Source organism: Streptomyces sp. NPDC017979 (genome assembly GCF_044328175.1).
GTDB lineage: Bacteria > Actinomycetota > Actinomycetes > Streptomycetales > Streptomycetaceae > Streptomyces.
The window spans coordinates 514,971-537,546 of sequence record NZ_JBIRGU010000005.1; the positions used below are offsets into that span (position 1 = coordinate 514,971).

23 protein-coding genes are annotated in these 22,576 nt (G+C 70.6%); 12 read left to right on the top strand and 11 right to left on the bottom strand.

Features of this window, described 5'->3' with window-relative positions:
- The first annotated feature begins 123 nt into the window (after positions 1-123).
- Positions 124-894 carry a GIDE domain-containing protein gene (locus ACH4E8_RS17805; protein WP_398449104.1) on the top strand — a complete coding sequence of 257 codons (771 nt, stop codon included), beginning with the start codon at positions 124-126 and terminating at the stop codon, positions 892-894.
- A 37-nt stretch (positions 895-931) separates the two neighbouring features.
- Here ACH4E8_RS17805 and ACH4E8_RS17810 read toward each other — a convergent pair whose 3' ends face one another.
- Positions 932-1,291, bottom strand: a complete 360-nt coding sequence (locus ACH4E8_RS17810) for a winged helix-turn-helix transcriptional regulator (protein WP_398449106.1) — start codon at positions 1,289-1,291, stop codon at positions 932-934.
- 88 nt (positions 1,292-1,379) lie between these two features.
- On the opposite strand from ACH4E8_RS17810, the gene ACH4E8_RS17815 reads away from it, so the two are divergent.
- Complete coding sequence (locus ACH4E8_RS17815) at positions 1,380-2,939, top strand: MFS transporter (protein ID WP_398449108.1); 1,560 nt, start codon at positions 1,380-1,382, stop codon at positions 2,937-2,939.
- Positions 2,940-3,104: 165 nt separating this feature from the next.
- Here ACH4E8_RS17815 and ACH4E8_RS17820 read toward each other — a convergent pair whose 3' ends face one another.
- On the bottom strand, positions 3,105-3,470 hold the full coding sequence (locus ACH4E8_RS17820) for a winged helix-turn-helix transcriptional regulator (RefSeq protein WP_398449110.1): 366 nt from the start codon (positions 3,468-3,470) through the stop codon (positions 3,105-3,107).
- A gap of 54 nt (positions 3,471-3,524) precedes the next feature.
- Between ACH4E8_RS17820 and ACH4E8_RS17825 the strand changes: the two genes are divergently transcribed.
- Positions 3,525-4,424: an NAD(P)-dependent oxidoreductase gene (locus ACH4E8_RS17825; protein ID WP_398449112.1), complete on the top strand. Its 900-nt coding sequence runs from the start codon at positions 3,525-3,527 to the stop codon at positions 4,422-4,424.
- A gap of 225 nt (positions 4,425-4,649) precedes the next feature.
- On the opposite strand, the gene ACH4E8_RS17830 is transcribed toward ACH4E8_RS17825, so the two are convergent.
- Positions 4,650-5,399, bottom strand: a complete 750-nt coding sequence (locus ACH4E8_RS17830) for a phosphotransferase family protein (RefSeq protein WP_398449114.1) — start codon at positions 5,397-5,399, stop codon at positions 4,650-4,652.
- A 574-nt stretch (positions 5,400-5,973) separates the two neighbouring features.
- Between ACH4E8_RS17830 and ACH4E8_RS17835 the strand changes: the two genes are divergently transcribed.
- Positions 5,974-6,615, top strand: a complete 642-nt coding sequence (locus ACH4E8_RS17835) for a hypothetical protein (RefSeq protein WP_398449116.1) — start codon at positions 5,974-5,976, stop codon at positions 6,613-6,615.
- A 96-nt stretch (positions 6,616-6,711) separates the two neighbouring features.
- Here the strand turns inward: ACH4E8_RS17835 and ACH4E8_RS17840 are convergent, their stop codons facing one another.
- The 3 genes from ACH4E8_RS17840 to ACH4E8_RS17850 all read right to left on the bottom strand — a co-directional run bounded on the left by ACH4E8_RS17840 (position 6,712) and on the right by ACH4E8_RS17850 (position 9,881).
- On the bottom strand, positions 6,712-7,683 hold the full coding sequence (locus tag ACH4E8_RS17840) for an isochorismatase family protein (protein ID WP_398449118.1): 972 nt from the start codon (positions 7,681-7,683) through the stop codon (positions 6,712-6,714).
- A gap of 102 nt (positions 7,684-7,785) precedes the next feature.
- A complete protein-coding gene (locus tag ACH4E8_RS17845) occupies positions 7,786-8,349 on the bottom strand; it encodes a hypothetical protein (RefSeq protein ID WP_398449120.1) in 564 nt (187 codons plus the stop codon).
- A 5-nt stretch (positions 8,350-8,354) separates the two neighbouring features.
- The gene (locus ACH4E8_RS17850) at positions 8,355-9,881 is read right to left on the bottom strand and encodes a serine hydrolase domain-containing protein (protein WP_398449121.1); all 1,527 of its coding nucleotides are present in this window, start codon (positions 9,879-9,881) and stop codon (positions 8,355-8,357) included.
- Positions 9,882-9,959: 78 nt separating this feature from the next.
- Here ACH4E8_RS17850 and ACH4E8_RS17855 point away from each other — a divergent pair, with 78 nt between their 5' ends.
- Positions 9,960-10,595, top strand: coding sequence for a TetR/AcrR family transcriptional regulator (locus ACH4E8_RS17855; protein ID WP_398449123.1), 636 nt, complete (start codon positions 9,960-9,962; stop codon positions 10,593-10,595).
- Positions 10,596-11,032: 437 nt separating this feature from the next.
- Here the strand turns inward: ACH4E8_RS17855 and ACH4E8_RS17860 are convergent, their stop codons facing one another.
- A complete protein-coding gene (locus ACH4E8_RS17860; RefSeq protein ID WP_398449125.1) occupies positions 11,033-11,986 on the bottom strand; it encodes a ferric reductase-like transmembrane domain-containing protein in 954 nt (317 codons plus the stop codon).
- Positions 11,987-12,308: 322 nt separating this feature from the next.
- On the opposite strand from ACH4E8_RS17860, the gene ACH4E8_RS17865 reads away from it, so the two are divergent.
- Both ACH4E8_RS17865 and ACH4E8_RS17870 read left to right on the top strand, forming a co-directional pair.
- A complete protein-coding gene (locus ACH4E8_RS17865) occupies positions 12,309-13,181 on the top strand; it encodes a hypothetical protein (protein WP_398449127.1) in 873 nt (290 codons plus the stop codon).
- Positions 13,094-13,654 carry a sigma-70 family RNA polymerase sigma factor gene (locus tag ACH4E8_RS17870; RefSeq protein WP_398449229.1) on the top strand — a complete coding sequence of 187 codons (561 nt, stop codon included), beginning with the start codon at positions 13,094-13,096 and terminating at the stop codon, positions 13,652-13,654. The genes ACH4E8_RS17865 and ACH4E8_RS17870 overlap by 88 nt, the downstream gene beginning before the upstream one ends.
- A 507-nt stretch (positions 13,655-14,161) precedes the next feature.
- Here ACH4E8_RS17870 and ACH4E8_RS17875 read toward each other — a convergent pair.
- Positions 14,162-14,425: a hypothetical protein gene (locus ACH4E8_RS17875; RefSeq protein ID WP_398449129.1), complete on the bottom strand. Its 264-nt coding sequence runs from the start codon at positions 14,423-14,425 to the stop codon at positions 14,162-14,164.
- A gap of 53 nt (positions 14,426-14,478) precedes the next feature.
- Here ACH4E8_RS17875 and ACH4E8_RS17880 point away from each other — a divergent pair, with 53 nt between their 5' ends.
- From ACH4E8_RS17880 to ACH4E8_RS17900, 5 genes are all read left to right on the top strand, one after another.
- Complete coding sequence (locus ACH4E8_RS17880; protein WP_398449131.1) at positions 14,479-14,973, top strand: hypothetical protein; 495 nt, start codon at positions 14,479-14,481, stop codon at positions 14,971-14,973.
- 313 nt (positions 14,974-15,286) lie between these two features.
- Complete coding sequence (locus tag ACH4E8_RS17885; protein WP_398449133.1) at positions 15,287-16,255, top strand: hypothetical protein; 969 nt, start codon at positions 15,287-15,289, stop codon at positions 16,253-16,255.
- A 4-nt stretch (positions 16,256-16,259) separates the two neighbouring features.
- On the top strand, positions 16,260-16,910 hold the full coding sequence (locus ACH4E8_RS17890; protein ID WP_398449134.1) for an NUDIX domain-containing protein: 651 nt from the start codon (positions 16,260-16,262) through the stop codon (positions 16,908-16,910).
- Positions 16,911-16,912: 2 nt separating this feature from the next.
- Positions 16,913-18,283, top strand: a complete 1,371-nt coding sequence (locus ACH4E8_RS17895) for an alpha/beta fold hydrolase (RefSeq protein ID WP_398449136.1) — start codon at positions 16,913-16,915, stop codon at positions 18,281-18,283.
- Between the two features lie 17 nt (positions 18,284-18,300).
- The gene (locus tag ACH4E8_RS17900) at positions 18,301-18,867 is read left to right on the top strand and encodes a hypothetical protein (protein WP_398449138.1); all 567 of its coding nucleotides are present in this window, start codon (positions 18,301-18,303) and stop codon (positions 18,865-18,867) included.
- A gap of 152 nt (positions 18,868-19,019) precedes the next feature.
- Here the strand turns inward: ACH4E8_RS17900 and ACH4E8_RS17905 are convergent, their stop codons facing one another.
- The 3 genes from ACH4E8_RS17905 to ACH4E8_RS17915 are packed head-to-tail and all read right to left on the bottom strand — an operon-like array spanning position 19,020 to position 22,565.
- Positions 19,020-20,213 (bottom strand): MFS transporter, encoded by a 1,194-nt coding sequence (locus tag ACH4E8_RS17905; RefSeq protein WP_398449139.1) that lies wholly within the window; start codon positions 20,211-20,213, stop codon positions 19,020-19,022.
- 7 nt (positions 20,214-20,220) lie between these two features.
- Complete coding sequence (locus tag ACH4E8_RS17910) at positions 20,221-21,405, bottom strand: ATP-grasp domain-containing protein (RefSeq protein WP_398449141.1); 1,185 nt, start codon at positions 21,403-21,405, stop codon at positions 20,221-20,223.
- Positions 21,405-22,565 carry a pyridoxal-phosphate dependent enzyme gene (locus tag ACH4E8_RS17915; protein WP_398449143.1) on the bottom strand — a complete coding sequence of 387 codons (1,161 nt, stop codon included), beginning with the start codon at positions 22,563-22,565 and terminating at the stop codon, positions 21,405-21,407. The genes ACH4E8_RS17910 and ACH4E8_RS17915 overlap by 1 nt, the downstream gene beginning before the upstream one ends.
- Positions 22,566-22,576: the final 11 nt, after the last annotated feature.

The window sequence follows — 22,576 nt, forward strand, 5'->3', positions numbered from 1 at the left end:
TGTGAGTGACGTGGCAGACGGTGTCCACGCGACGAGTTGGGCAGGAGTGCCGGGCAGGGGCCGGCTGGAGCAGCACGTGCGAGACACGCACGAGACACGTACGAGAACACGGCGGGGGATCTCTTGGTCGTCATCCAGTTCATCTCGCAGTTCGTCGCCATCGGCGGACTCGTCTACCTCGTCCTCGCGCTCCTGGAGCAGCGCAAGTTCTCCGCCGTCAACGCCGCGCGGGCGGTCGCCGTCTCCGAGCTGGCGGACCGGGCGCCGGGGCAGGGGATCAGGTGCGCGGTCCAGGGCGTTGCCGAGCCGGGGTCGGCGGGGCTGCTGACGGCTCCGCTGTCCGGGCAGCCGTGCGTGTGGTTCCTGATCACGGTCAGGGAGAAGTGGCGCACGGTCGAGAAGGACGAGGGGCGCGAAGTCTCCACCCGTCATGACAAGTTGCGGCGCACCGTCGATTCGCCGCCGCAGTTCTGCGTGCGCGACGCCACCGGGCTCGCCGTGGTGAACTTCGCCGGCACGGACGTCGACGAGCCCGAGCAGAGCTACGTACGGACCCTGTCGGCCACGGAGTCACCGGACCCGGAACTGCCGGCGGTGCAGGTCAAGGTCGACCGGGCGAAGCGCGACCACACGATCACCTGGCGCGAGGTCATCGTGCCGCCCGGGCGGACCGTGTACGTGGTGGGCAAGGGGTCGCGGCACCTGGAGACCGGCCACGTCGTCATGGGCAAGCCGGACCGGGGTCCGTTCATCGTGTCCACGCTCCCGGGCGCAGAGTTCAGGGAGCGGACCGTGCAGCGGATGAAGAGCCGTTACCTCAGGGGTGTTTCGCTGTTCGTCGTCGGCGCCGCCGTGTTCGCCGCCATCGAGGTGCTGGTCAACCCGACGTCGTGACGCCCCGGGCCCCCGGCACTCCGAGGGCCCCCGGCCCTCAGGGCGCGTCCGCGGGCGCCTCGGTGCGACGGACCGTCTCCTGGTACCACCGGCCCCAGGTGTCGAGCTGGTCCAAGATGGCGTCGAGCCGATGGCCGACGTCGGTGAGGGTGTACTCCACCCGCGGCGGGACTTCCCGGTACACCGTGCGCGTCACCAGACCGTCGGCCTCCAGCTCCCGGAGCTGGCGGGTCAGCATGCGCTGGGTGACGGCCGGCAGCGCGCGGCGGATCTCGCCGAAGCGGAGGGTGCCCGGGACGAGCTGCTTGAGGATGGCGAGCTTCCAGCGGCCCCCGAGAACCTCCATCGCGGACTCGACCGCGCAGTATTCCGGAGTCTCCTCGACCTTGGTGCGCACGTCTGACCTCCATTGGTATACAGAGTGACAGTAGGGGACAGAAAAGACCGTACTTGCAGCAGGCGTTGGTACCTACTGGACTGGGCGCATGCCAAAAAGTCAAGCGCCCGCAGCCGGCGGCCCACCGACGGAGACCGGCCGGCCGATCCACTCGCCGCAGCGCCGGTGGGTGGTGCTCGTCGTGGTGGCGGGCAGTCTGTTCCTGGCCGGGATCGACCTGACCGTGCTGCACGTCGCCATGCCGAGCGTCAGCCGGGACCTCCAGCCCAGCGCCGCGCAGGTGCTGTGGATCGTCGACGTGTACTCCCTGGCGCTCGCCGCCATGCTCGTCACCTGCGGAACCCTGGGCGACCGGATCGGGCGGCGCCGGATGGTGCTCAGCGGGCTGCTCGCCTTCGGGCTGTCCTCGCTGGCGTGCGCCTTCGCGGCGAACACCGCGCAGTTGATCGCCGCGCGTGCGGCCCTGGGCGTCAGCTCCGCGATGATCATGGCTTCCACGGTGGCGATCATCAGGGTCACCTTCACCGACAACCGCGAGCGGGCCCTCGCGATCGGCGTGTGGACCTCCGCCCACAGCGTCGGCGCGACGCTCGGGCCGCTGATCGGCGGACTGGTCTCCGAGCGGTGGGGCTGGGGGGCCGTCTTCCTGGTGAACGTGCCCGTCGTCGCGGTCCTCCTCGCCGTGGGGGCGCGCGTCATCCCCGAGTCGAAGAACCCCGTGCCCCGGCGCTGGGACGTGCTCAGCGTGGTGCTCTCCGTCGTCGGCCTGGCCGGCGTCGTGTACGCCCTGAAGCAGGCCGGCGAACACGCGGGGATCAACGCCGTCTTCCTCGTCTCCGCACTCGTCGGCACGGTGCTGCTGTACGTGTTCGTACGCCGCCAACGAACGCTCGCGGAACCGCTGTTGGACTTCTCGCTCTTCTCCGAGCGGCGCTTCTCCACCGCCACCGTCTGCGTGATCGGCTGCTTCGGCAGCTACGTCGCCCTACTGTTCTTCCTCACCCAGTGGCTCCAGCAGGTGGGCGGGTACGAGCCCCTGCAAGCCGGGCTCGCCCTGATGCCGCTGGCCGCGGCCAACGCCGTCGGCGCCGTCGCCGCGCCCTGGCTGGCGGGCCGCTGGGGCAACCGCGCGATGCTCACCGCGGCGCTGCTGCTGTTCGCCCTCGCGTACGCGGTCATCGCCACCGTCGGAGACCCGGGCCGGTACGGAACCCTTCTCGCCGCGCTGCTCGCCGCCGGGTTCGGCGCGGGCATCGTGATGACGCTGGGCGCCGACGTCATCATGAGCGCGGCGCAGCCCGAACGGTCCGGGGAGGCCGCCGCGATCCAGGAGACCTCCTTCGAGCTCGGCGCGGGCCTCGGCGTCGCCGTCTTCGGCAGCGTGATGACTCTGGTGTACGGCTCGGTGATCCCGACGGTGCCCGGGCTCGGCCCCGACCAGCAGGAGACGGTGAAGGAGTCGTTCACCGCGGCCCAGGAACTCATGGCGCACCTGCCGTCGACGACGGCGGACGCCGTGCTGGAGGCGGCCCGCCACGCCTACGACCGCGGCTTCACCACGGTGGCGACGATCGCCACGGCCGGGCTGGTCGGCACGGCGACGTTGGCGGCGGTGATGCTGCGGCCGCGCAAGGGCGACGCCGTCTGAGCCCGTAGCGGGCAGCGGGCAGCGGGGGCGGGCAGCGGGGGCGGTAGCCACCTTTTTGTGGGTACTTGGCGGCAGGCGGGCGGCGGGGGAACCTGGTGGTGCAAGGCCGCGGGGCCGGGCGATCGGAGCGGGCGCGACAGGGAGCTGCGGAGGAGGTGTGACGGGTCAGGAAGCCGCGTGCTCGTCGGCGGACTGCTGGGCGGCGAGGGCGTCCAGGCGGCGATAGCCCCAGTCCGACACGGGAGCGAGGGCCTTGGACAGGTCCACGCCGAACTCCGTCAACGAGTACACCGTCTTGAGCGGCAGGACGTCGTGCACCTCGCGGTGCACCAGGCCGTCCGCCTCCATCTCGCGTAGCGCCTGGGTCAGCACCTTCTCGGAGAGCCCGGGCAGCTTCCGACGCAGCTCGCCCGGTCGGCGCGGACCGGATTCGAGCAGCCAGAGCAGGGCCGTCTTCCACTTGCCGTCGATCACCGCGATCGCGGCCGTCACCCCGCACACCGTCGGGTCCTCCGCCCGCACACGCCCCACAGCCACCATCCCCTTTTCATCGAGAACCCTTCCATTCTGCACGGGAGCTGAAGCATGTCCGCACACACTCACGACACCACCCGGTCCGCGGTCACGGTGATCGGACTGGGCCCGATGGGGCGGGCGCTGGCCGCCGCGTTCCTGGCGGCCGGCGTGACCACCACCGTCTGGAACCGCACTCCGGGCCGCGACCGGGAACTGGTCGCCGCCGGCGCGGTGAGCGCCGGGTCCGTCGAAGAGGCCGTCACCGCGAGCGACCTGATCGTGGTGTGCGTGGTCGACTACGACGCGACCGACGCCGTCCTGCGCCGCCCCGAGGTCGAGACGGCGCTCAAGGGCCGCACCCTGGTCAACCTGTCGGCCGACATCCCCGACCGCTCCCGCGAGGCCGGGCGGTGGGCCGCGGAGCACGGCGTGCGCTACCTCGACGGCGCGATCATGACGCCGACCACCACCATCGGCACGCCGCACGGCGTGTTCCTCTACAGCGGTCCGCAGGACCTGTACGAGGAGCACAAGCCCGTACTGGACGCGCTGAGCGGCTCCCACAGCTTCCTCGGCGAGGACATCGGCCGGGCCGCGGCGTTCGACCTCGCGCTGCTGGACATCTGGTGGACGTCGATGACCGGCTACATGCACGCCCTGACCATCGCCCGGGCCGAGGGCATCAGCGCGCAGGAGCTGGCGCCGTTCGCCAAGGGCATCGCGGCGATCCTGCCGCCGTCCTTCGACGAGGCCGCGGTCGAGATCGACAACGACGACTACGTCGCCAAGGTCAACCCGATCACCTCGTCCGCCTCGACGATGGCCCACATCATCCACGCCTCCGAGGCCCGCGGCATCGACGCGAGCGTCATGCGCGCCGCGGAGGGACTGACCCGCCGGGCGATCGGACTGGGCCACGGCGGCGACGAGCTGACGCGCCTGTCGGAGGTGATGGGGCGCCACCTCTGAGGATCCGTGCGACGGGGGCGGGCCGGGCCGGGGTCCGCCCCCGATCGTCGGCGGTCCGTCCCCGGCTGGTCGGCGGTCCGTCCCCGGTGATCGGTGATCGGTGATCGGTGATCGGTGATCGGTGGTCCGGCCTCGGTGATCGTCGGTCCGTCTCCGGTGGACCGTGACGCGTCAGAACCGCGATGCGTCAGAACGCCGAGTGCGTGGTGGTCGGCCTGCGCAGCCTCACATCCGGGACCGCAGCACGTCGACCTCACAGCCCGGCGCGAACGCGTCGAAGCCGTGCTCGACCAGCCAGCGGACCCCGAGCAGGCTGCGCAACGACCACCAGGCGCGGATCACGTCGAGGTCGACGTCGGCGGCGCCGTAGCCGGCGACGACGTCGTCCAGGTGCTCTTCGTGCCCGAGCGTCAGGGTGGCGAGGTCGAACAGGGCGTCGCCCGGGCCCGCCTCGGACCAGTCGATGATCCCCGTGACCTCGTCGCCGTCGACGAAGACGTGCTCGATCTGGAGGTCGCCGTGCGTGAACGCCGGAGTCCACGGCCGGATCGCGGCCCGGGCGACCTGGCGGTTGCGGGCGACCAGGTCGGCGGGCAGGATCTCGTTCGCCACGAGCAACTCGCACTCGCGGTCGAGTTCCGCCGCCCACTCGTCGGGGCTCCGACGGCGCCGACCGGGCCAGGGCGGCAACGGCGCGTCGTGCAACCGCCGGACTGCGGCGCCCACCGCGGCCCACACCGCCGCCGACCCGTTCGCCGCTCCGCCGAGACGCCCGAGCGCCGCCCCCTTGACCGCGGCGATCGCGAGCACGGGCGGCTTGCGCCACAGCACCTCCGGGGTCGGGACCGGCGCCAGCGCCATCGCCTCGACCTCGACGTCGATGCGCGCCTGGTCGGAGTCCACCTTCAGGAACACGTCCCCGACGCGCAGCGTCGCGCGCTCCGAGTGGGCGACGACGACGTTGACCTCATCCATGGGCGAGCAGTATCCCCGGGACGCGGACGGAAGTCGCCGGGATTTCCCGCGCGGGTGCGGTGCGGTGCGCTGCGCTCTGCGGGCCGGTGGTGGGTTGCTCGCGCAGTTCCTCGCGCCCCTGAACGCCTTCGCCGTCGGCCTGCGGGGGTGTTGGTTTCTGCGGGTCGGTGGTGGGTTGCTCGCGCAGTTCCTCGCGCCCCTGAACGCCTTCGCCGTAGCCCTGCGGGGGTGTTGGTTTCTGCGGGTCGGTGGTGGGTTGCTCGCGCAGTTCCTCGCGCCCCTAAATGCCTTCGCCGTAGCCCTGCGGGGGTGTTGGTTTCCGTGGGTCGGTGGTGGGTTGCTCGCGCAGTTCCTCGCGCCCCTAAATGCCTTCGCCGTCGGCCTGCGGGGGTGTTGGTTTCCGTGGGTCGGTGGGTGGCTGGTCGAGCAGGTCCTCCCCCTGTGCCCTGCGGGCACGGGGGCACCCCCACCTACGCCCAGGGGGCGTGGGGGGACCCCAGCGCCCCTGAAGACCTTCGCCGCTGCCCCGATGACCGGCGGCATCGGGCCTGCCGGTCCTGGTGGACAATGCCCTGTGGGCATCCGGGAGCGTGAACGCAAGATGCACCGGCCGCTGCGGCGGGCCGGCCTTGAGGTGATCCCGGACGCCGTGCCGGACGGCACGATGCCGTTCGTCTTCGGAAACGGCCCCGAGGACATCTGCGGTGGCTTCTCCCACCGGTACGAGACCCCGCGGCTCGTCGAGCGCCTCAACGAGGACTGGTACGAACTGGCGGTCTCCTCGGGCCTTCTCGACCAGCGGCGCGAGTTCCTCGTCCAGCTCCCGAAGCACACCCGTACGCACCGGGCCTTCCTTCAGGACCTGAACTGGGGCGGCCGGCCCGTGCCGATGGGCTGGACCAGGGTCCGGCTCTTGGAGCGTTGGGACGTCATGGGCCGCGGCGCGGCGTCGGCGTTCCTCGGCATCCGGGCGGGCCATCCGGGCTTCGGCATGCTGGCGCTCGACAGCAGCGTGTACATCAGGTGCTCGACGGGAGAGAGGGGCGTCGACGTCGTGGCCGTGCGCCACCCGGACCGCTCGGAGAGCGTCCTACGTCAGTTGGAGTGGTTCGCGTCCTGGCGGGGCACCCCCTCTTCCGACCGCGAGTTGCAGGGCCGGATCGCGCTCTGGCTCGCGAGCCGTGCGCCGGGCGCGGTCGGCCCGACCGAGCGCTGACCGCGCCCGGCGCCGGGTCCGGGCCATTGCGTCGTCGCCGTTCGGTCGGGTGCGTGACCGCCCGACCGGGCCTCGGCGCGGGTGGCACCGCTCGTGTCACGTCGTCCGGCGGGCGTCCACCTCCATCTCGATCTTCATCCGTGGATCGGCGAGCCCGCACACCAGCATCGTCGCCGCCGGCCGGACCTCTCCGAAGTGCCGGCGGAGCACGGGCCAGCAGGGCTCGAAGTCCGCGCGGTCCGGCAGGAGATAGCGGACGCGGACGACGTCGGTCAGGCTGGCGCCGGCCTCGGTGAGGGCGGTGGTGATGTTGCGCAGGCACTGTTCGGCCTGTGCCACGACATCGTCGGAGATGGTCATCGTCGCGTAGTCGAATCCGGTCGTCCCGGAGACGTGCACCCGGTCGCCGTCGACGACGGCGCGGGCGTAGCCGATCTGCTCTTCGAAGGTGGAGCCGCTGAGGACGGCGCGGCGGACTCCGGCCGGAACTGCCGCCGGACGCCCGGCGGAGGGGGCGGGGGCGGCGAAGTCCACGTCCGCGGCCGGCAGCACGCGCACGCTGCGGCCGGGGAAGGTCATGCCGCGGTAGATCTCGTTGTGATGCGCTATCGACCGCGCCGGCACCGCATAAGTGCCGCTGTCGGGACGCACGGAGGTGGTGTGTCCGTCGGCGACGAGCAGCAGGTCGTAGCCGTGGCTCAGGGCCTGGCGGGCGGTGGTCTCCACGCATATCTCCGTCGCGAAGCCGGTGACGACGACCTCGGTGACGCCGAGGCCGCGGAGGATTCGGTCGAGGTCGGTGCGGAGGAAGCCGTCGGGCGTGGTCTTGTGGAGCAGCAGGTCCAGCGGGTCCTGCGGATCCGGGGCGAGATCGGGGACGATGCGCCAGCCGTCCGTGCCGGGCTCCGCGTCTGCGCCCTGGTCCTGGATCGTGACGATCGGGGCTCCGGCCGCCTTGGCGCGTCGCCGGAGGCCGGCGATGGCGGCGACGGTCTCGGCGCCGCGGAAGGCGATGGGCAGGAAGCCCTGCTGCATGTCGATGACGAGGAGAGCGGTTCCGTGTGGCATGCGTCCACCGTAGGACGGACCGGAAATCCCCGCTTGAGCCTGTGGATAACTCCGCCCCCGCGCCCGGGCGTTTCAGAAACCGGTCAGCTCCGCCGGGCCCGGTCAGCCGGTCCGGTCCGGTCGGTCCGCACGGTCTTCCCGGCCTTCCCGGACCGGCCACTGCCCGGAGTGGCCTGCGGGAAGCGCGAGATCACGGCGTACGGATTCGTAGTACCGGGCCCGCGCCGCCCGTTGCGCGGACAGCAGCTCCGACCAGCGTGAGGGGTCGTGCGTGCCCCCGCGGAGGAAGACCTCCATCTCCATGACCACCGTGACCCACTCCCGAGCCCGCGCCACGACCTCCTCCGCGCCGAGCATCAGCAACGCCTCGCCCGACGCGTCGCGAGCGAGGGTCGCGTCCGCGAGGAGGGGGGCCGCGTCCTCGGCGGGCAGCGGGTGGGGGTGGGGGTCGTTGCCGAGGTGGGCGGCGATGCGGTACGTGAGGGTCACCGCCTTCTTCAAGTCCCGTGCGTAGTCCGTGTACACCGCGAGCCGCCGCTCCTCCCAACGCGCCTTCTCCTCGCGTTGGAAGCGGGCCCGGTCGCCGCGGGTGATGGCGAGGTACGAGCCGATGGCGCCCACGACGACGCCTATGAGCGCGGGGAGTTGCTGTACGAACGCGGACATGCGCCTCACGCTACGGGGTGATCCCTCCGCCTGCTCCGGAGCGTCAGCCACACCCGTACGACCAGCAGCACCGCGCCCGCCGCGGAGGCGACGTACAGGGCGAGCGCGGCGTCCGGCACCCACGTCCACGCCTGGCCGAGGGGCATGGCGCGGGCCAGCGCCGCCAAGGCCACCAGGGGCAGGGCGCCCAACAGGCACCACAGGGTCGTGGGGAGCCAGCGGTGGCGGCGCGCCGGGGTGCGGAGGAGCAGCAGGGAGCGGGTGGTGGCGGCGAGGAGGAGCACCGCGAGGGACGTGGTCGTCCACACCGTCAGGTGGTGGGTCGTCGCGGACGGGGAGTCCGCGTCCGGGCGGGGCGCACCGGCCAGCATGCGGGCCGCGCCGAAGCCGACCTGCATGATCGCGTCGTCCTGGAGCAGGCCGTACAGGTTCTGTTGGAGGACCAGCGCGACGCCGCGCTCCGGCAGCAGGAAGACCATCGCGGACTGGCCGGGGCTGGCGCCGGTGTGCCAGACGGCCTTGTCGAGGGGCGCGGCCAGGCCGCCGACGCGCCAGCCCAGGCCGTATCCGCTGCCGGCCTTGCCCTCCTGGCGCATCAGGCGCACGGACTCGGGCGTGAGGACGGGGGCTGCGGCGCGGAGTTGGAAGGCGGCGAAGGCGGCCAGGTCGTCGAGGTCGCCGCCGGTGTAGCCGTACGCCGCGCCGTGGTCGTCGACGCCGTCGGCGATCGCGGCCGGCATGCCCCACAGGAGTTGGTGGCCCGGGGCGAGGCGGCGCGAACGGGCCGACGCCCGGTCGACGATCGCTTCGGACATGCCGGCCGGGGCGAGCACCGTGCGCCGCAACTCGTCGGGGTAGGACCGTCCGGTGGCGGCTTCGACGACCGCGGCCAGCAGGAGGTAGTTCGCGCTGGAGTAGGCGTACGCGGTGCCGGGCGGGCCGAGCGGCGTGACGTCGTCGAGGACGGCGACGCGGTCCCGGGGGCGGGGGCAGTCCGCGTCCAGGCAGTCGGTGACCTTGAGCGTGGCGGACTCGGGTATGCCCGCGGTCTGGGCGAGGAGGTGGCGCACCGTGACGCGCGGGGCGTGGTCCGTACCGCCGAAGCGGAAGCGCGGGAGGTGGTCGACCACGGGGTCGTCCAGGCCGAGTCGGCCCTCCTCGGCCAGGGCGAGCACCGCGGTCGCGGCGATCGGCTTGGCGACCGAGCCCCAGAGGAAGGGGGTGTCGGCGGTGACGCGGTCGCCGCGGCCGTCGGTGCCCCAGGCGCGCTGGTGGAGGGGCCCGTCGGGGCCGACGACCGCGTACGAGAGGCCGGGGGTGTCGGTCGCCGCCATGCGGTCGCGGACGTACGCGTCGATGTCGGCGTACTTGTTGGCTGGCGTGTTGGCTGACGGGCTGACTGCCGGCCTCGCAGTTGCTGCGGCGGCCGGCGGCGGGGCGGCGAGCAGGAGGAACAGCAGCGGCAGTGCGGCCGCGGCGGCGCGGCGCCACCGGTGGCGCGAGGGCAGGCGCGGGGGCAGGCGTTCGGGCATGGCGGTCCTCGGGATCGAGGCGGGCACGGATAACCGTATGGCGATACGGTTTTTATCGTACGCTGGTACGGTTATCAAGTGCCAAGGACCGCCGACCACGACGAACGCCGATGTCAGATCGCCGCCGCCGTCTGCGAATTGATCTCGGAGAACGGGCTCGACGCCGTCACCGTCGCCCGCACCGCCCGGACCGCGGGCATGTCCGTGGGACTGGTGCAGCACTACTTCCGGACCAAGGACGAGATGTTGCTGCACGCCTTCACCACGGTGAGCGCGCGCATCCGAGGCCGGGCGGAGGAGCGCATCCGGGCCGGGACGGAGCACCGGCGGCCGATCGCCGGGATCATGGCGGAGGTGCTGACGGAGTTCATTCCGCTGGACGACACCCGGCGCGCGGAGTACCGCGTCGCCCGCGCCTTCGCCGGGCGCGCCCTCGACGCGCCGGCGCTCGCCGCGGTGGACGTGGAGACCGCGCGCCGGATCCGCGAGGACCTGGCCCGCGCGGTGCACAACGGCAAGGAGTGCGGCGAGGTCGAGCCGGACCTCGACCCGGGCCCGGCGGCGCTGCGGCTGGCCGCGGTGACGGAGGGGCTGGCGCTCCAGGTGTACCGCGAGCCGCCGCGGGACGCTGCGGCGGTCGTCACCTCGATCGTCACCGCGGAACTGGCGGCGGTCTTCACGGGCGAGTGCGGCCAGTACGCGGGCGGGGGGTAGGGGCGGGGCGCGGTGCGCGGTGCGCGGGTGCGCTTGTGGCGCTGGACGGAGCCGCGGTTTCCCCTGCGGGGGCGTTGGTCACCGCGGGTCGGTGGGTGGCTTGTCGCGCAGTTCCTCCCCCTGTGCCCTGCGGGCACGGGGGCACCCCCACCTATGCCCAGGGGGCGTGGGGGGACCCCCAGCGCCCCTAAATGACTTACCCGCCGTAGCCCTGCGGGGCGGTTGGTCTCTGCGGACCGTGGTGGGCTGGTCGCGCAGGTCCTCCCCCTGTGCCCTGCGGGCACGGGGGCACCCCCACCTATGCCCAGGGGGCGTGGGGGGCCCAGCGCTCCTGAACCCCCGTCCGCCTGCGGGCGCGGGGCACCCCCCACGCCCAGAGGGCATGGGGCACCCCCGCGCCCCTGGAACCCCGTTCGTCTGCGGGCCGCGCTAGGGCGTCAGTCGTGTTCGTGGCTGGAGGAGGTGTCCTCGGGGGGATGCTGGCGGCCGCCGTCGTGGCCGGACAGGACGACCGCGAGGAGCGCCGCGACGACGCCGGCCGCGGCCAGCCGGCCCGTCAGCCGTACGCCCCACAGGGACTTGGACGACGCCTCCGCCACCGTCGGCAGCTTCTCCGAGCGGCGTGCGGGGCGGACCAGGCGGGTGAGGAGCAGCAGGGCCACGGGGATCTGGAGGAGCCAGATCGCGGTGCGGAACCAGCCGTCGTACCAGACGTTCGTGCCGTACAGCAGGGTGTGCCAGACGCTCAGCACGTAGACCGCGATCACGAAGCGGTGCATCACCCGCCAGGTCTTGGGCCCTATCCGGTGGCGCACGTAGAACAGCAGGCCCAGCGGGATCGCCAGGTACAGCGCCGCCTGGCCGACGGGGATGGCGATGCGTCCGGTGCCGGTCTGGTAGCCGCCGGGGACGAACGCCTCGACGAAGGCGGTCCAGGTCGCCGCGGGCCAGGAGTCGTCGTCGAAGCGGACGAGTTCCGCGGCGAACAGCAGCGCGTGGGCCGCGATCAGGACGATGGTGTTGAGGCTGGTGGTGCGGTGCAGGCGTTCCAGCCGGGTGCCGGAGATCCGCAGCCAGGACGGGCGGCGGCCGGACAGCAGCAGGCCGAACAGGACCGTGATCCAGGCCCACAGCAGGGCCGACCAGCCGAACGCCTGGCTCAGGAAGTAGAGCCAGAAGGCTTCGGGGTCGTCGGCCATGAAGGGCATCACGGTGGCCGTGTCGGAAGCCCGCGACTTGATGCGGGACCAGATCAGGGCGAACAGCGCGCCCGTGATCACCAGGGCGATCAGCCCGTCGAGCCAACTCGCCCTCAGGTCCGAGCGGAGTGTTATCCGCGGGGCTCTGGTGGGCTGGGACGCGGGCGCGGTCTGCTCCGTAGGGGGGTGCATCGAGGTCGCTCCTCCGCGATCCGACGAATACGTGTGGGGGGAAGGCCAGGGGGGTCGGGGCGTTGGGAAGTCGGTGCGCCGGGTGGGTGGTGGTCGAAGGGGCAAGGACGTGGGATTCGGGTTGCGTGTTGAACAGGGGGAGCACGTGGGGGGAACAATGTGCTCCCTCAAGTGGTCGGGGGCCGGAGCGGGAAAGTTCCCCGCACTTTCACGTGACGTGGGTCACCGCCGCCCTCCGTGGCGGTAAACCGCCCAATGGGCGGACATCTGATGATCGAGTGGCTCTCCCAGAGCCACAGGTCGCGCTGGCACCATGAGCCGCATGAGAGCCGGATCCGCGCTCCGCCTCGTGCACACCGCGGTGCTCACCGCCGTGTGCGCCGTGGTGTCCGGGTTCGGGCACGACCTCGCGTCGGGCGACTCGCCCCCGGGGTTCGCGTACGGCCTCGCCTTGCCGCCGCTCGCCGCACTCGCCTGGCGATTGACTCGAAAGGAACGTTCCGTCGGCGCCGTCGTCGGCGCCAGCGCCGCCGCACAGGTCGCGCTCCACCTGCTCTTCGCGGCCGTCGGCCACGGCGGTGCCCCCGCGGCGGGCACCGGGGTGCCGCACCATCCCGGGCCGCACCCCGGGATGAGGTCCGCCCCCGTCGCCGCGCTGGACCGGGTGCTCGACCCGGGGCTCCTCAGCTCCGGCATGACCTTCGCGCACCTGCTGGCGGGCGCGATCTGCGGCTGGTGGCTGTGGCGCGGCGAGCAGGCGCTCGTCCAACTGGCCCGGCTGGGGCGGGCCGCGCCGCTGCCGCAGCTCGTACGGCAGTGGCTGCGGCTGGTCCGTGCGGCGCTCGGCGTGCGGCGCGCCGCGCTGCCGTGCGCGGTACGGCTCGTCACCGCGCCCCGCCCGCCGCCGCGTCGGCCCGCGTCCCTCGTACCGCTCAGGGCCGTGACCCGTCGTGGGCCGCCCGTCCTTCCGTTCTTGACCTCACCTGGGAAGAGTTCGGATGTGAAGGGCGATTTGTCATGTCTCATTCGTTTTATTCGCATGCCGTGCGCCGGGGCGGAAACGCGTCGCGACGCAGCAGGAACGACGCGGAGATCACCGGCTGGGCCCTGGCCGCGGGCGGCGGCGACCGTCGGGCCACGGAGCTGTTCGTGGAGGCCACGTACGAGGACGTACGCCGCTTCCTCGTCCACCTGACCACCGACGTGCCGGGGGCGGACGACCTCGCGCAGGAGACGTATCTGCGCGCGCTCACCAGCCTCAGCGGGTTCGCCGGGCGCTCGTGCGCACGGACCTGGCTGCTGGCGATCGCCCGCCGGGTGGTCGTCGACGGCATCCGGCGCGCCGCGGCCCGGCCCCGGATCGCGGACACCGCGGACGACTGGGTCGGCGCGGCCGACCGGGCCGGCTCGGGCCGGCTGCACCTGCCGGGGTTCGACGAGTCCGTGGCGTTCATGGACGCGGTCGAGGCGTTGGAGCCGGGGCGGCGGCAGGCGTTCGTGCTGACCCGGCTGCTGGGGCTGTCGTACGGCGAGGCCGCGGAGGTGTTGGGCTGCCCGGTCGGGACCATAAGATCCCGGGTCGCGCGGGCGCGCCGCGAGCTCGCGGCGGTCTGGCTCGACGAGCGCGCCGCGGGTGTGGAGGGCGGGGCGGTGCTGGTCGCGGCGTAAGCCCGCGCCGCTGCTGGGCGCGGCGGGTGCCTCCTGCCCGGCCTTCGGGCCGGGCGGGGTGCGCGCGTGGCCCGCGCTGGGCCGTTCTTGGGCCTGCTCGCCGTTCCCCTGCGGGGGCGATGGCCTCTGCGGGCCGGTGGTGGGTTGTTCGCGCAGTTCCTCCCCCTGCGCCCTGCGGGCACGGGGGCGCCCCCACCTACGCCCATGGGGCGTGGGGGGACCCCCAGCGCCCCTGACATGCCCGCCGTAGCCCTGCGGGAGCGTTGGTCACCTGCGGGCGGGTGGTGGGTTGTTCGCGCAGTTCCCCGCGCCCCTAAATGCCCACGCCCTGCGGGCACGGAAGGTACCCCCACCGCGTCGACTCTCCCTCTGGACCTGGCGGCACGGGACGTACCCCCCCCATCCTCCGACTTGAGATCCACGGCACCAGACCTCAACCCCTACGCCTGGAGAGCGTGGCGGGACCCCCACTGATCCAGCCTGATCCACAAGAAAGGCCCTGGCCCTTCAGTCCAGGTCGGACATGTCGAGCACGAAGCGGTAGCGGACGTCGTTGCGCCGGAGGCGGTCGAGCGCGGTGTCCACCTGGGACGACGGCAGCACTTCGACGTCGGCGGCGATGCCGTGGTCGGCGCAGAACCGGAGCATCTTGGCCGTCGTCGGGCGGCCTCCACTGCCCGCGGAGCTGAGCTTCTTTCGGCCGACGAGCAGATCCACGGCGTCGACCGTCACGGAGCCCAGCTGCCCGAGGAGGCTGAGGGTGCCGTCCATCGCCGCCCAGCCTCAGATACGGGGCGAGGTCGTGCGGGGCGGAGATGGTGTCGATGACGACGTCGAAGGCGTCGTGCGCCGCGGCCAACTGGCGGGTGTCGGTGGCCGCGACGAGGTCGTGCGCGCCGAGCCTGCGGGCGTCGTCGAGCTTGTCCCGGGTGCGGCTGACGACGGTCGGGGTGGCGCCGAGTGCCACGTTCCGCCTCCACGACGAGTACCTGCGCCGCCCCGACCTCGTCCGGCTGGCGACCTGGACGCGTATGGAACGCCGCCCTGCCGGCCACCTCGTCGAGACGCACCACCTCTACGACGACCGCAAGCTCACGGCCATCGCGGAGGCGCAGGCCGCGGGGCGGGTCCGCGAAGGCGACCCGTTCGACATCATGGCCGTGGTCATCGCCATGGCCATGGCCTGGTCACCGGTCAGCAACGTGTACGCGGCGAGCGACCAGGAGCCCGCCGAGGCGCACGCCCGGCGCCGCGGTCTGCGCCGCGAGTGCGTGCGAAGCGCCACCGCGCCGGGCGGAGCCGGCACGCCCGTCTCCTGACCGGCACGCCTGCCGGTCCCTGGCGGACGCAATGGCCTCTGCGGCCCGGTGGCGGGGTACTTGCGCAGTGAGTGCCACCACTCTTAGGAACTACCTGAAGCGGGCCGCTATCGCAGTTCAGCAGAGGCGTGAAGGCGTGTCATGGATCCCCATCGTCTGGCAGGAGGTCACCTGGGCCCCTACAATCTGCCTTCCGCAGGCCCAACGCCGTGTTGGAGCGTGGATGGTTCGATCACCAAGATCTGTACGCCGCGCAGTGACTAGTCGCTTCAGCGGTACCGGTACCGTCGCCACCTTCATAGTCGGTACCGCAGTGGCGCTTTCCACATTTCTGTTTCAGGTCGCTCAGGTGTGGGTGGATGAGGACAGCCATGCCACGGCACTCCGCTGGTTGTTCCCCTCGTCACTGGCAACCATGGTGATGTCGCTCGGCTTCACCACCTTGTTCGGCTACCTGCTCCTGCGAGGTAGGTCCGCAGAAGACACACCGGATCCCTATCGTCAGTATGTAGATGGCGCCATCGCGATGGGTAAGTTGTTGCATGAGGAACGCCGCGATCCAGCACTGCTGAGATTACGAGCGAACTGCTCGCTGACACTGCACGTATGGGGCTTTCATCGCGAGCGGGTTGTGCTGGGCACGTGGGCACTTGAGTCAGCGCAGTTCACTCATGACAGGTTAACCCAAGCGTCTGTCCTGATTGATGATCTGGGCTGGGCAAACTATCTCCTCGGAAACGAAGAGGCCGTCCCGAACATCCAGCGTGCCATTGCTCGACTGAATGACCTCCCATCCGAATCATTCGACCCTCGGAAAAGTCTCTTGATCGCCAAAGCCCACCGGCATCTGGGGGTAATAAAAACAGGCCAGAGCGGTGCTCTGGTAAATTCTGAGTTCGAGCAGGCGCGTCGCGTTCTGGAAAACATCCAGAGTCAGGCGGCGGACGAAGTCCACATCGATCTCACGCATCTCGCACATGCCGAGGCGTTGGCGATCACTTCAATGTTGGGCGTCAACACGTCAGGCACAATCCGACCATCAGACACCGAGGGCACCCAGCTCCTCAGAAGGGCTGACGTCCTTGCCCGGCAAGCGGCAGAAGCGTTTCGGAACGCAGGTGATCAAGGTCGGTACGCCAAGTCCTTGGTCTTGGAGGTCAGAATTCTTGAGGCGCTGCACGAGGTGGAGACCGCTCGACAGCTCGCACCACTCCGTGACCGAGCCGTAGCAGCCTCAGTTTGGTCACGCCCTGACGGCGCGCTCTTCATTACGGGAAGGTAGCCCCATGGCCGAGAAGATCGACATCTACGATGCCAACTTGCGTCATCTCGGAGAGATGGACCGCATCGAGGCCCACATGCAAGGAAAGTGGCACAGGACATTTCACTGCTGGGTTCTTTCCGCCGAGAAGGGCGGACAGGTCCTTCTGCAGAAGCGCGCGGACACGATGAAGAACTTTCCCGGACTGCTCGACGTGAGTGCAGCCGGACACCTGGAAGCCGGCGAACCTGTCGAGGCAGGGCTTCGAGAAGTGACCGAGGAACTCGGCATCGAGGTGAATCGGTCACACCTGCACCCTCTCGGCGAGCGTGTCGAAGTGGCCGATCAAAGCAACGGGCAGCGAAATCGTGAATATCAATCAGTGTTTCTCTACCAAAGCGACACCCCGCTATCCGAATACAGGGCCGAACCGGAAGAAGTGTCGGCCCTTTTGTGGCTCCCCATCAACAGCGGGATGCGATTGCTCACCGGCTCCGAAAGCTCGCTGACACTCCTGGGGCGCACCTACGAGAAATCAAATGGCACCTCTTGGGAAGAATTCGAGATGGAGGTGACTGCCGACTCCTTCCTTCCGAGGATTCAGCAGTACTACCTGACGACTCTCATCATGGCTGAGAGGCTCCTTGCTAACGCCGGTCCACTTGCGATCTCCTGACAATGGCGGCAGCCACAAGCAGGCAGATCATCCTTGCCCGGCATGTTGAGACCGACAAGAACGTAGCCGATGTCCACGGGAGTTCTCACTTGAATGAGATCTCTCCGCGAGGACATAAGCAACTACTGCGACTCGCGCAACAACTGATGTCCGGTATAGGCAATATGCCGACCGCCGTCGTCGCAACGCCTTCCAGTCAGGCGATTACGTCTGCGAAATTACTCGCCGAGCTGCTGCGAATACCCTACGAGGGCGAGATGTCCTTATCTCCGATCGATTTAGGAGCCGCGGCAGGGAAATCCAACTGGGAACTTCGCGCTGCTCATCCTGAATCTTTCGCTTCGATTGATCTTTTTCGCAACAGGGTTATCAGTGCGTCCGAGTTACGTATCCTCGGAGCCGAGGAAGTGGCCTCGACCGAAAGTCGACTTCTCAGATGGTGGGAAAACGAAGGACGCAATCGTTGTCCTGGCAAGTTGGTCGTCGGCAGCAACTCAACGGTGTTGATGATTTCGCATTTCCTTAATGGGATACTGCCCACCGACATGCGATACCGCTACCTGGGCCTACCCAATGGGAGCTTTCGAATCTGGCGAGGGAACGGCGATCAGTGGACGGCTGCACCCGCATTCCCCGAGCACACCTGGCCTGATGTTCAGATCACTCGGTTGCCTTCACGAAGCGGCTCCATCGCCATCACCCGCAGCCGACCGAGTTGGGTTCCTCGCAGCCGTGGAATAGTCGTCGTTCCCGGCTACTTCGGGAGTTCCCGTCACGGACCGTATGGCCTGTACAGCAGGATGGCCCGTGCATGGGCATGGGAAGGGTACGAAACGGTCTGCCTCGACCCGTTGGGATCGGGTGACTCCACACCCACTTTCAGAACCTTCGACACGGAGGTGGAGTCTGTCGAGACGGTTATCCGGTGGCTCTCCAACCGGGTCGGTTCACTTGTTGTCGCCGGGCATTCAATGGGTGGGGCAACTGCTCTACAAGCATCCAGTGCGTCGCGCAACGTCAACGCCGTCTGGTGCTTAGCTCCGCTATGTCGGTTCGAAGACCTATCCGGCGCATTCTTCTCACCAGCCCAAGTCAGCGAAATTCTGATCGCCGGACGCACATACCGACATGGCCTGGAGCTACGAATGGACTTCATAGACGAAAGCGGTGCCGCCTGGGAACGCCACAACCAAAATGTGCAGGCGTTGTGGCTAGCCGAAGAGGATCCCTATGCTCAAGGAATGGGCTTTCCCGGCATCTCGCAGGAACGTATCCACAGCGTCCCCGGCGCTGACCACAACTTCTCAACCAACGGCAGCGCACTTCACCTTGTGGAATCCACCATCAATAATCTCATCGACCGCGAAGCATAAGTTCGCGAGGTGATTTGATGGAGTCGACCAAAGGCCATGCCGTCTGGACGGGGCGTTTTCAACCTCCACATGTCGGCCACTTCTCCGTCCTCAACATGAGCATCGCACGCCTTCGCATGCCTCATGTGGTCGTACTGACGTCCCATTTCGGCTGGGAATCAGAGGGGGAATACGGCCGGCATGCACGGGATGCCTATCGGCCGCATCTCAACCATTTCACTCCCTGGGAGAGGTCCACCCTCATGCGGCTTGGGCTGGAAGAGTACAACCTCCTCGGTCAGGTGATTATCTCCATAGCGCCTCGGCATGACCTCGATTGGAACCTCGTCGCCGGTTTCTATCCAGCAGATCGGATCATCTGCCTCACAGCTAAGGATGAATTCGAAAGAGTGAAGGCGGAACTTTGGCTCGCGCGAGGTGAACGTGTGCACGTCTTCGACGACATAGGCCCCGATGTGCTGACGACGACACATATCCGACAGCGAGTTGCCTCGGGCGAAGACTGGCGTCGCTACCTTCCGGCCTCATGTCATGCGTACTTTATAGAGATCGATGGCCCACGCCGAGCGTTTGGAATGCACTAGGGTCTGGGCCGGTTCGGGGCCCGGTTCAGGCCAAACGGTCCGGGGGCGGGCACAGTCATGATGGTCTCGCATTTGGCGAGGGACAGCCAAGGGCTGTCCCGTACGTCCCCGCGTCGATGGCAGCGGTCAACGCACGCGCCAGCGCGGCGCGGCTACCGGCGGGGCGCGCTGGCTTCCGGGTAGGGAGTCGGTTTCGGTGGAGGGCGGCGCGATCCCAGGGCCAGGGCGAGGAGGAGGGGGAGGGTCACCGCCTGGGCGGCGGCGAGGAGCCAGAAGTGGGAGGCGGTGGTGGTGCGTTCCGCGGTGGCGTAGAGGGGGCCGCCCAGCAGCGCCGCCGCGCTGGCGCCGAGGCCGGCCGCCAGGCGTTGGCGGGCGAAGACGGTGGCGGGCGGGTCAGGGGAACGCTCAAGCGCCGCCAGGTCGTTGCGGAGGAACAGGACCGCCTCCGCGAGGCAGATCAGGACCGCGCCCGCCGCGATGCCCCAGTGGCCGCCCGTCGCGATCGTCGCCAGGCCGAGTGCCAACGTGCCGAAGCCCCACCGCAGTGCGCGGGCGTACGGCAGCTTCGACGTCCAGTCGGCGAGCAGCGGTTGGACGACGACCAGCAGCAGCGCGTACCCCATGAGCACCACGCCGTAGTAGCCGGCGGAGGTGCGCGGGATCGCGTACAGCGCCAGGTAGTGCTGGAAGAACATGAAGACGTAGACGGCGAGGATCGTGTACGCGAAGGGCACCGCACCCGCCGACCAGCCGGCGGGGCCGGAGCGAGTCGCCTCCGACGGCTCGTCCGGCACCTCGGGCAGCAGCAGGTGTGCCACGCCCACCAGCGCGAACAGCACCGCGACCGCGCCGAAGAGCACCCCCGGCTCGCCGAGTACGAAGGGCGCGGCGGCCGGTGGGCCCAGCGCGATGCCCGCGTTGAAGGCGGATCCGCTCGCCGCCAGCAGCCGGGGACGCTCGGCGGCCGGGCGCCCGGCCACCAGGTGCGCCTTGTTCGCCGGCAGGTACAGCGCCGCGCCCGCCGACACCAGGAACAGCGCCACCACCGCCAGCCACGGCCGCCCGAGGCCGGGCACGAAGCACGCGAAGCCCGCCGTGCGCACCGCCAGCGCCACCAGCATCGTCGCCCGCAGCCCGATCCGGCGCGCCAGCGCCGCCCCCACCACGCCGCCGCCGAACTGCACCAGCGACGCCATCGCCAGCACCGCGCCGACCGCGCCGAGCCCCAGCCCGAGGCGCTCGTGCAGCAGCACCGACATGTACGGCAGCACGGCGAAGCTGCCGAGGGTGATGAGGAACGAGGCCGCGAGCAGGAGAAGTTGGGACGAGGTGAAACGACGGGTCACGGCGCGGTCAGGGCGCCATCAGGGGGCGTACGGACGTCGCCGCGCTCCACGCCCGGTGCTGCGCCAACTCCGCCGTCGGCCCCTGCGCCAGCACCATGCCGGTGCAGCCGCGCTGGTCGTCGACGGCGGGGACGGAGTCCCCGGCCGCCCGCACCGGGTACCACTCCACGTCGCCGGGGAACGCCGCCAGGCCCTCCAGCCCCCGCCACCCCGTCAGGACCCCGGGCCGGTCCGCGTACACGAGCACGAACGCGACCGCGGGCCCGACCGCCGCCGGGGCGTCCAGGAGCGCGGGCCGCACCCCGAGCGTGACGTCCACCAGCGCCTCGTACACCGCGTTCCCGTAGGCGCGGCACAGCGCCTCGCCGATCAGCGCGCCGCCGATGCGCCGGTTGACCTCGACGAGTTCGGGGCCGTGCGCGGTGAGGACGAACTCGACGTGCGCGAAGCCCTGGTCGTGGCCGGCGACGGCCAGCACCTGCGCCACCCAGTCCGCGATCCGCTCGCCCTCCTGCGGCGGCAGCGCGACGGGGAAGGCCGCGCCCTCCTCCCGTACGGCCGGCGTACGGGAGGTCTGCCGGCTCGCGACGCCCAGGAGCCGCGTCTCGCCCTGCCACGTCAGCGTCTCCGCGCTGTACAGCGGGCCGGCGAGGAACGGCTCGGCGAACAGCGTCCCCTTCAGCGCGGTGGTGGCCGCCGCGGCGAGCGCGGCGCTGCGCTCCGTCTCGTCGTGCACGATCCACACGGCGCGGGACGAGGTGCCGGCCGAGTCCTTGATGACCGCGGGCAGTTCGACGGCGGCGGGGTCGTCGGACGCGCTGCCCCGGCTGAGGCCGGCGCCGTGCAGCCTGCGGCGTACGACGGACTTGTCCCGCAGCCCGCGGACCGCGGTCGGGTCCGGGCCCGGCAGTGCGAACTCGGCGGCGAGGTCGGCGGCCGGCACGCTCCACGTGTCAGTGGTGTTGACCAGCCCGGCGAGGTCGGGCACGGCGGCCAGCGCGCGTCGCACGGCGGCCAGGTCCGCGGTGTCGACGTCCACCACGGTGAGCGCGGCGGGGTCGACGGTGGTCAACTCGTGCCGGTACACCGCGCGGTCGCCGGTGAACAAGTGGAACCCGTGGCCGGCCGCGGACGCGGCGCGGGCGAGGCGGTCCAGGCCAAAGGAGAGGGCTTCGAGGGCGACGATCGTCATCAGGCGCTCCTGGTGCTGGTGGTGCTCACAGTGCTGTTGCTGCTCACAGTGCCTGTTGCGCCTGCCGTGTCTGCCGCGCCCGGCGTACGTGCGGGGGCGAGCGGTACGCGCGCCGCGGGCGGCGCCGGGCGGGCCTCCCACTCCATCACCGCCCACGGCGGCGCCAACTCGTCGAGGTCCGCGATCCGCCGCGGGCGCAGGGTCCGCGGATCCAGCGCCTCCGCGTGCCGGGCGAACACCCGTTCCGCGTACCGGTGTCCGGTGTCCGCGCCCAGTACCAGGTGCGTCGCCCCGGTCGCGCCCTGCTCCGCCTCCCAGCGGGCGACGAGGTGCGCGGCGCCGGTCGACAGGCCCGCGAAGACGGCGTGCCCGCGCAGCAGTTCCACCGCGCCCGCCATGGCGTGCCGGAAGTCCAGCCAGTGCAGGGTGTCGTACAGCTCGTGCCGTACGTTCCCGAACGGGATGGAGCTGCCGATGCCGGCGATGATCGCCTCCGGGTCGCTGAACCGCTCGCTGCCGAAGGTGACGCTCCCGAAGGGCTGGACGCCCACCAGCCGCACCTGCCGACCGCCGGCGCGCAGCGCCCGGGTCAGCCCGCCGGTGGAGGAGCCGGTGCCGACCGCGCCGACGACGGTGATCGGCCCGGGCGGCAGCGCGGCGTTGGCCAACTCGGCGAACTCCCGGTAGCCGGCGTAGTGGACCGGGTCGTGGTACTGCCGCATCCAGTGCACGTCGGGCCGGCTGCGCAGCAGCTCCCGCACCCGGCGCACCCGCCGCTCCTGGTCGAGCCGCAGGTCGTGGGAGGGCGGCATCTGCTCCACCGTCGCGCCCAGCACGTCGAGTTGGGCCCGCATGGTGGCGTCCACGGTGGTGGAGGCGACGATGTGGCAGTGCAGCCCGTAGCGGTGGCAGGCCATGGCGAGCGCGAGGGCGTAGATGCCGCTGGAGCTGTCGACCACGGTCTGGCCCGGCACGACGCGGCCGGACTCCAGCAGGGTGCGCACGGCGCCCAGCGCCGCGTACACCTTCATCGTCTCGAAGCGGGCGAGCACGACCGAGTCGGCGAGGCGGACGAAGGCGGGGTCCTTCAGGGCGTCGGTGATGTGCTCGTGCACGGTGGCGCGCGCCGCGGCGAGTTCGGGTCTCACGGGTGAGGGCATGGTGAGGGGGG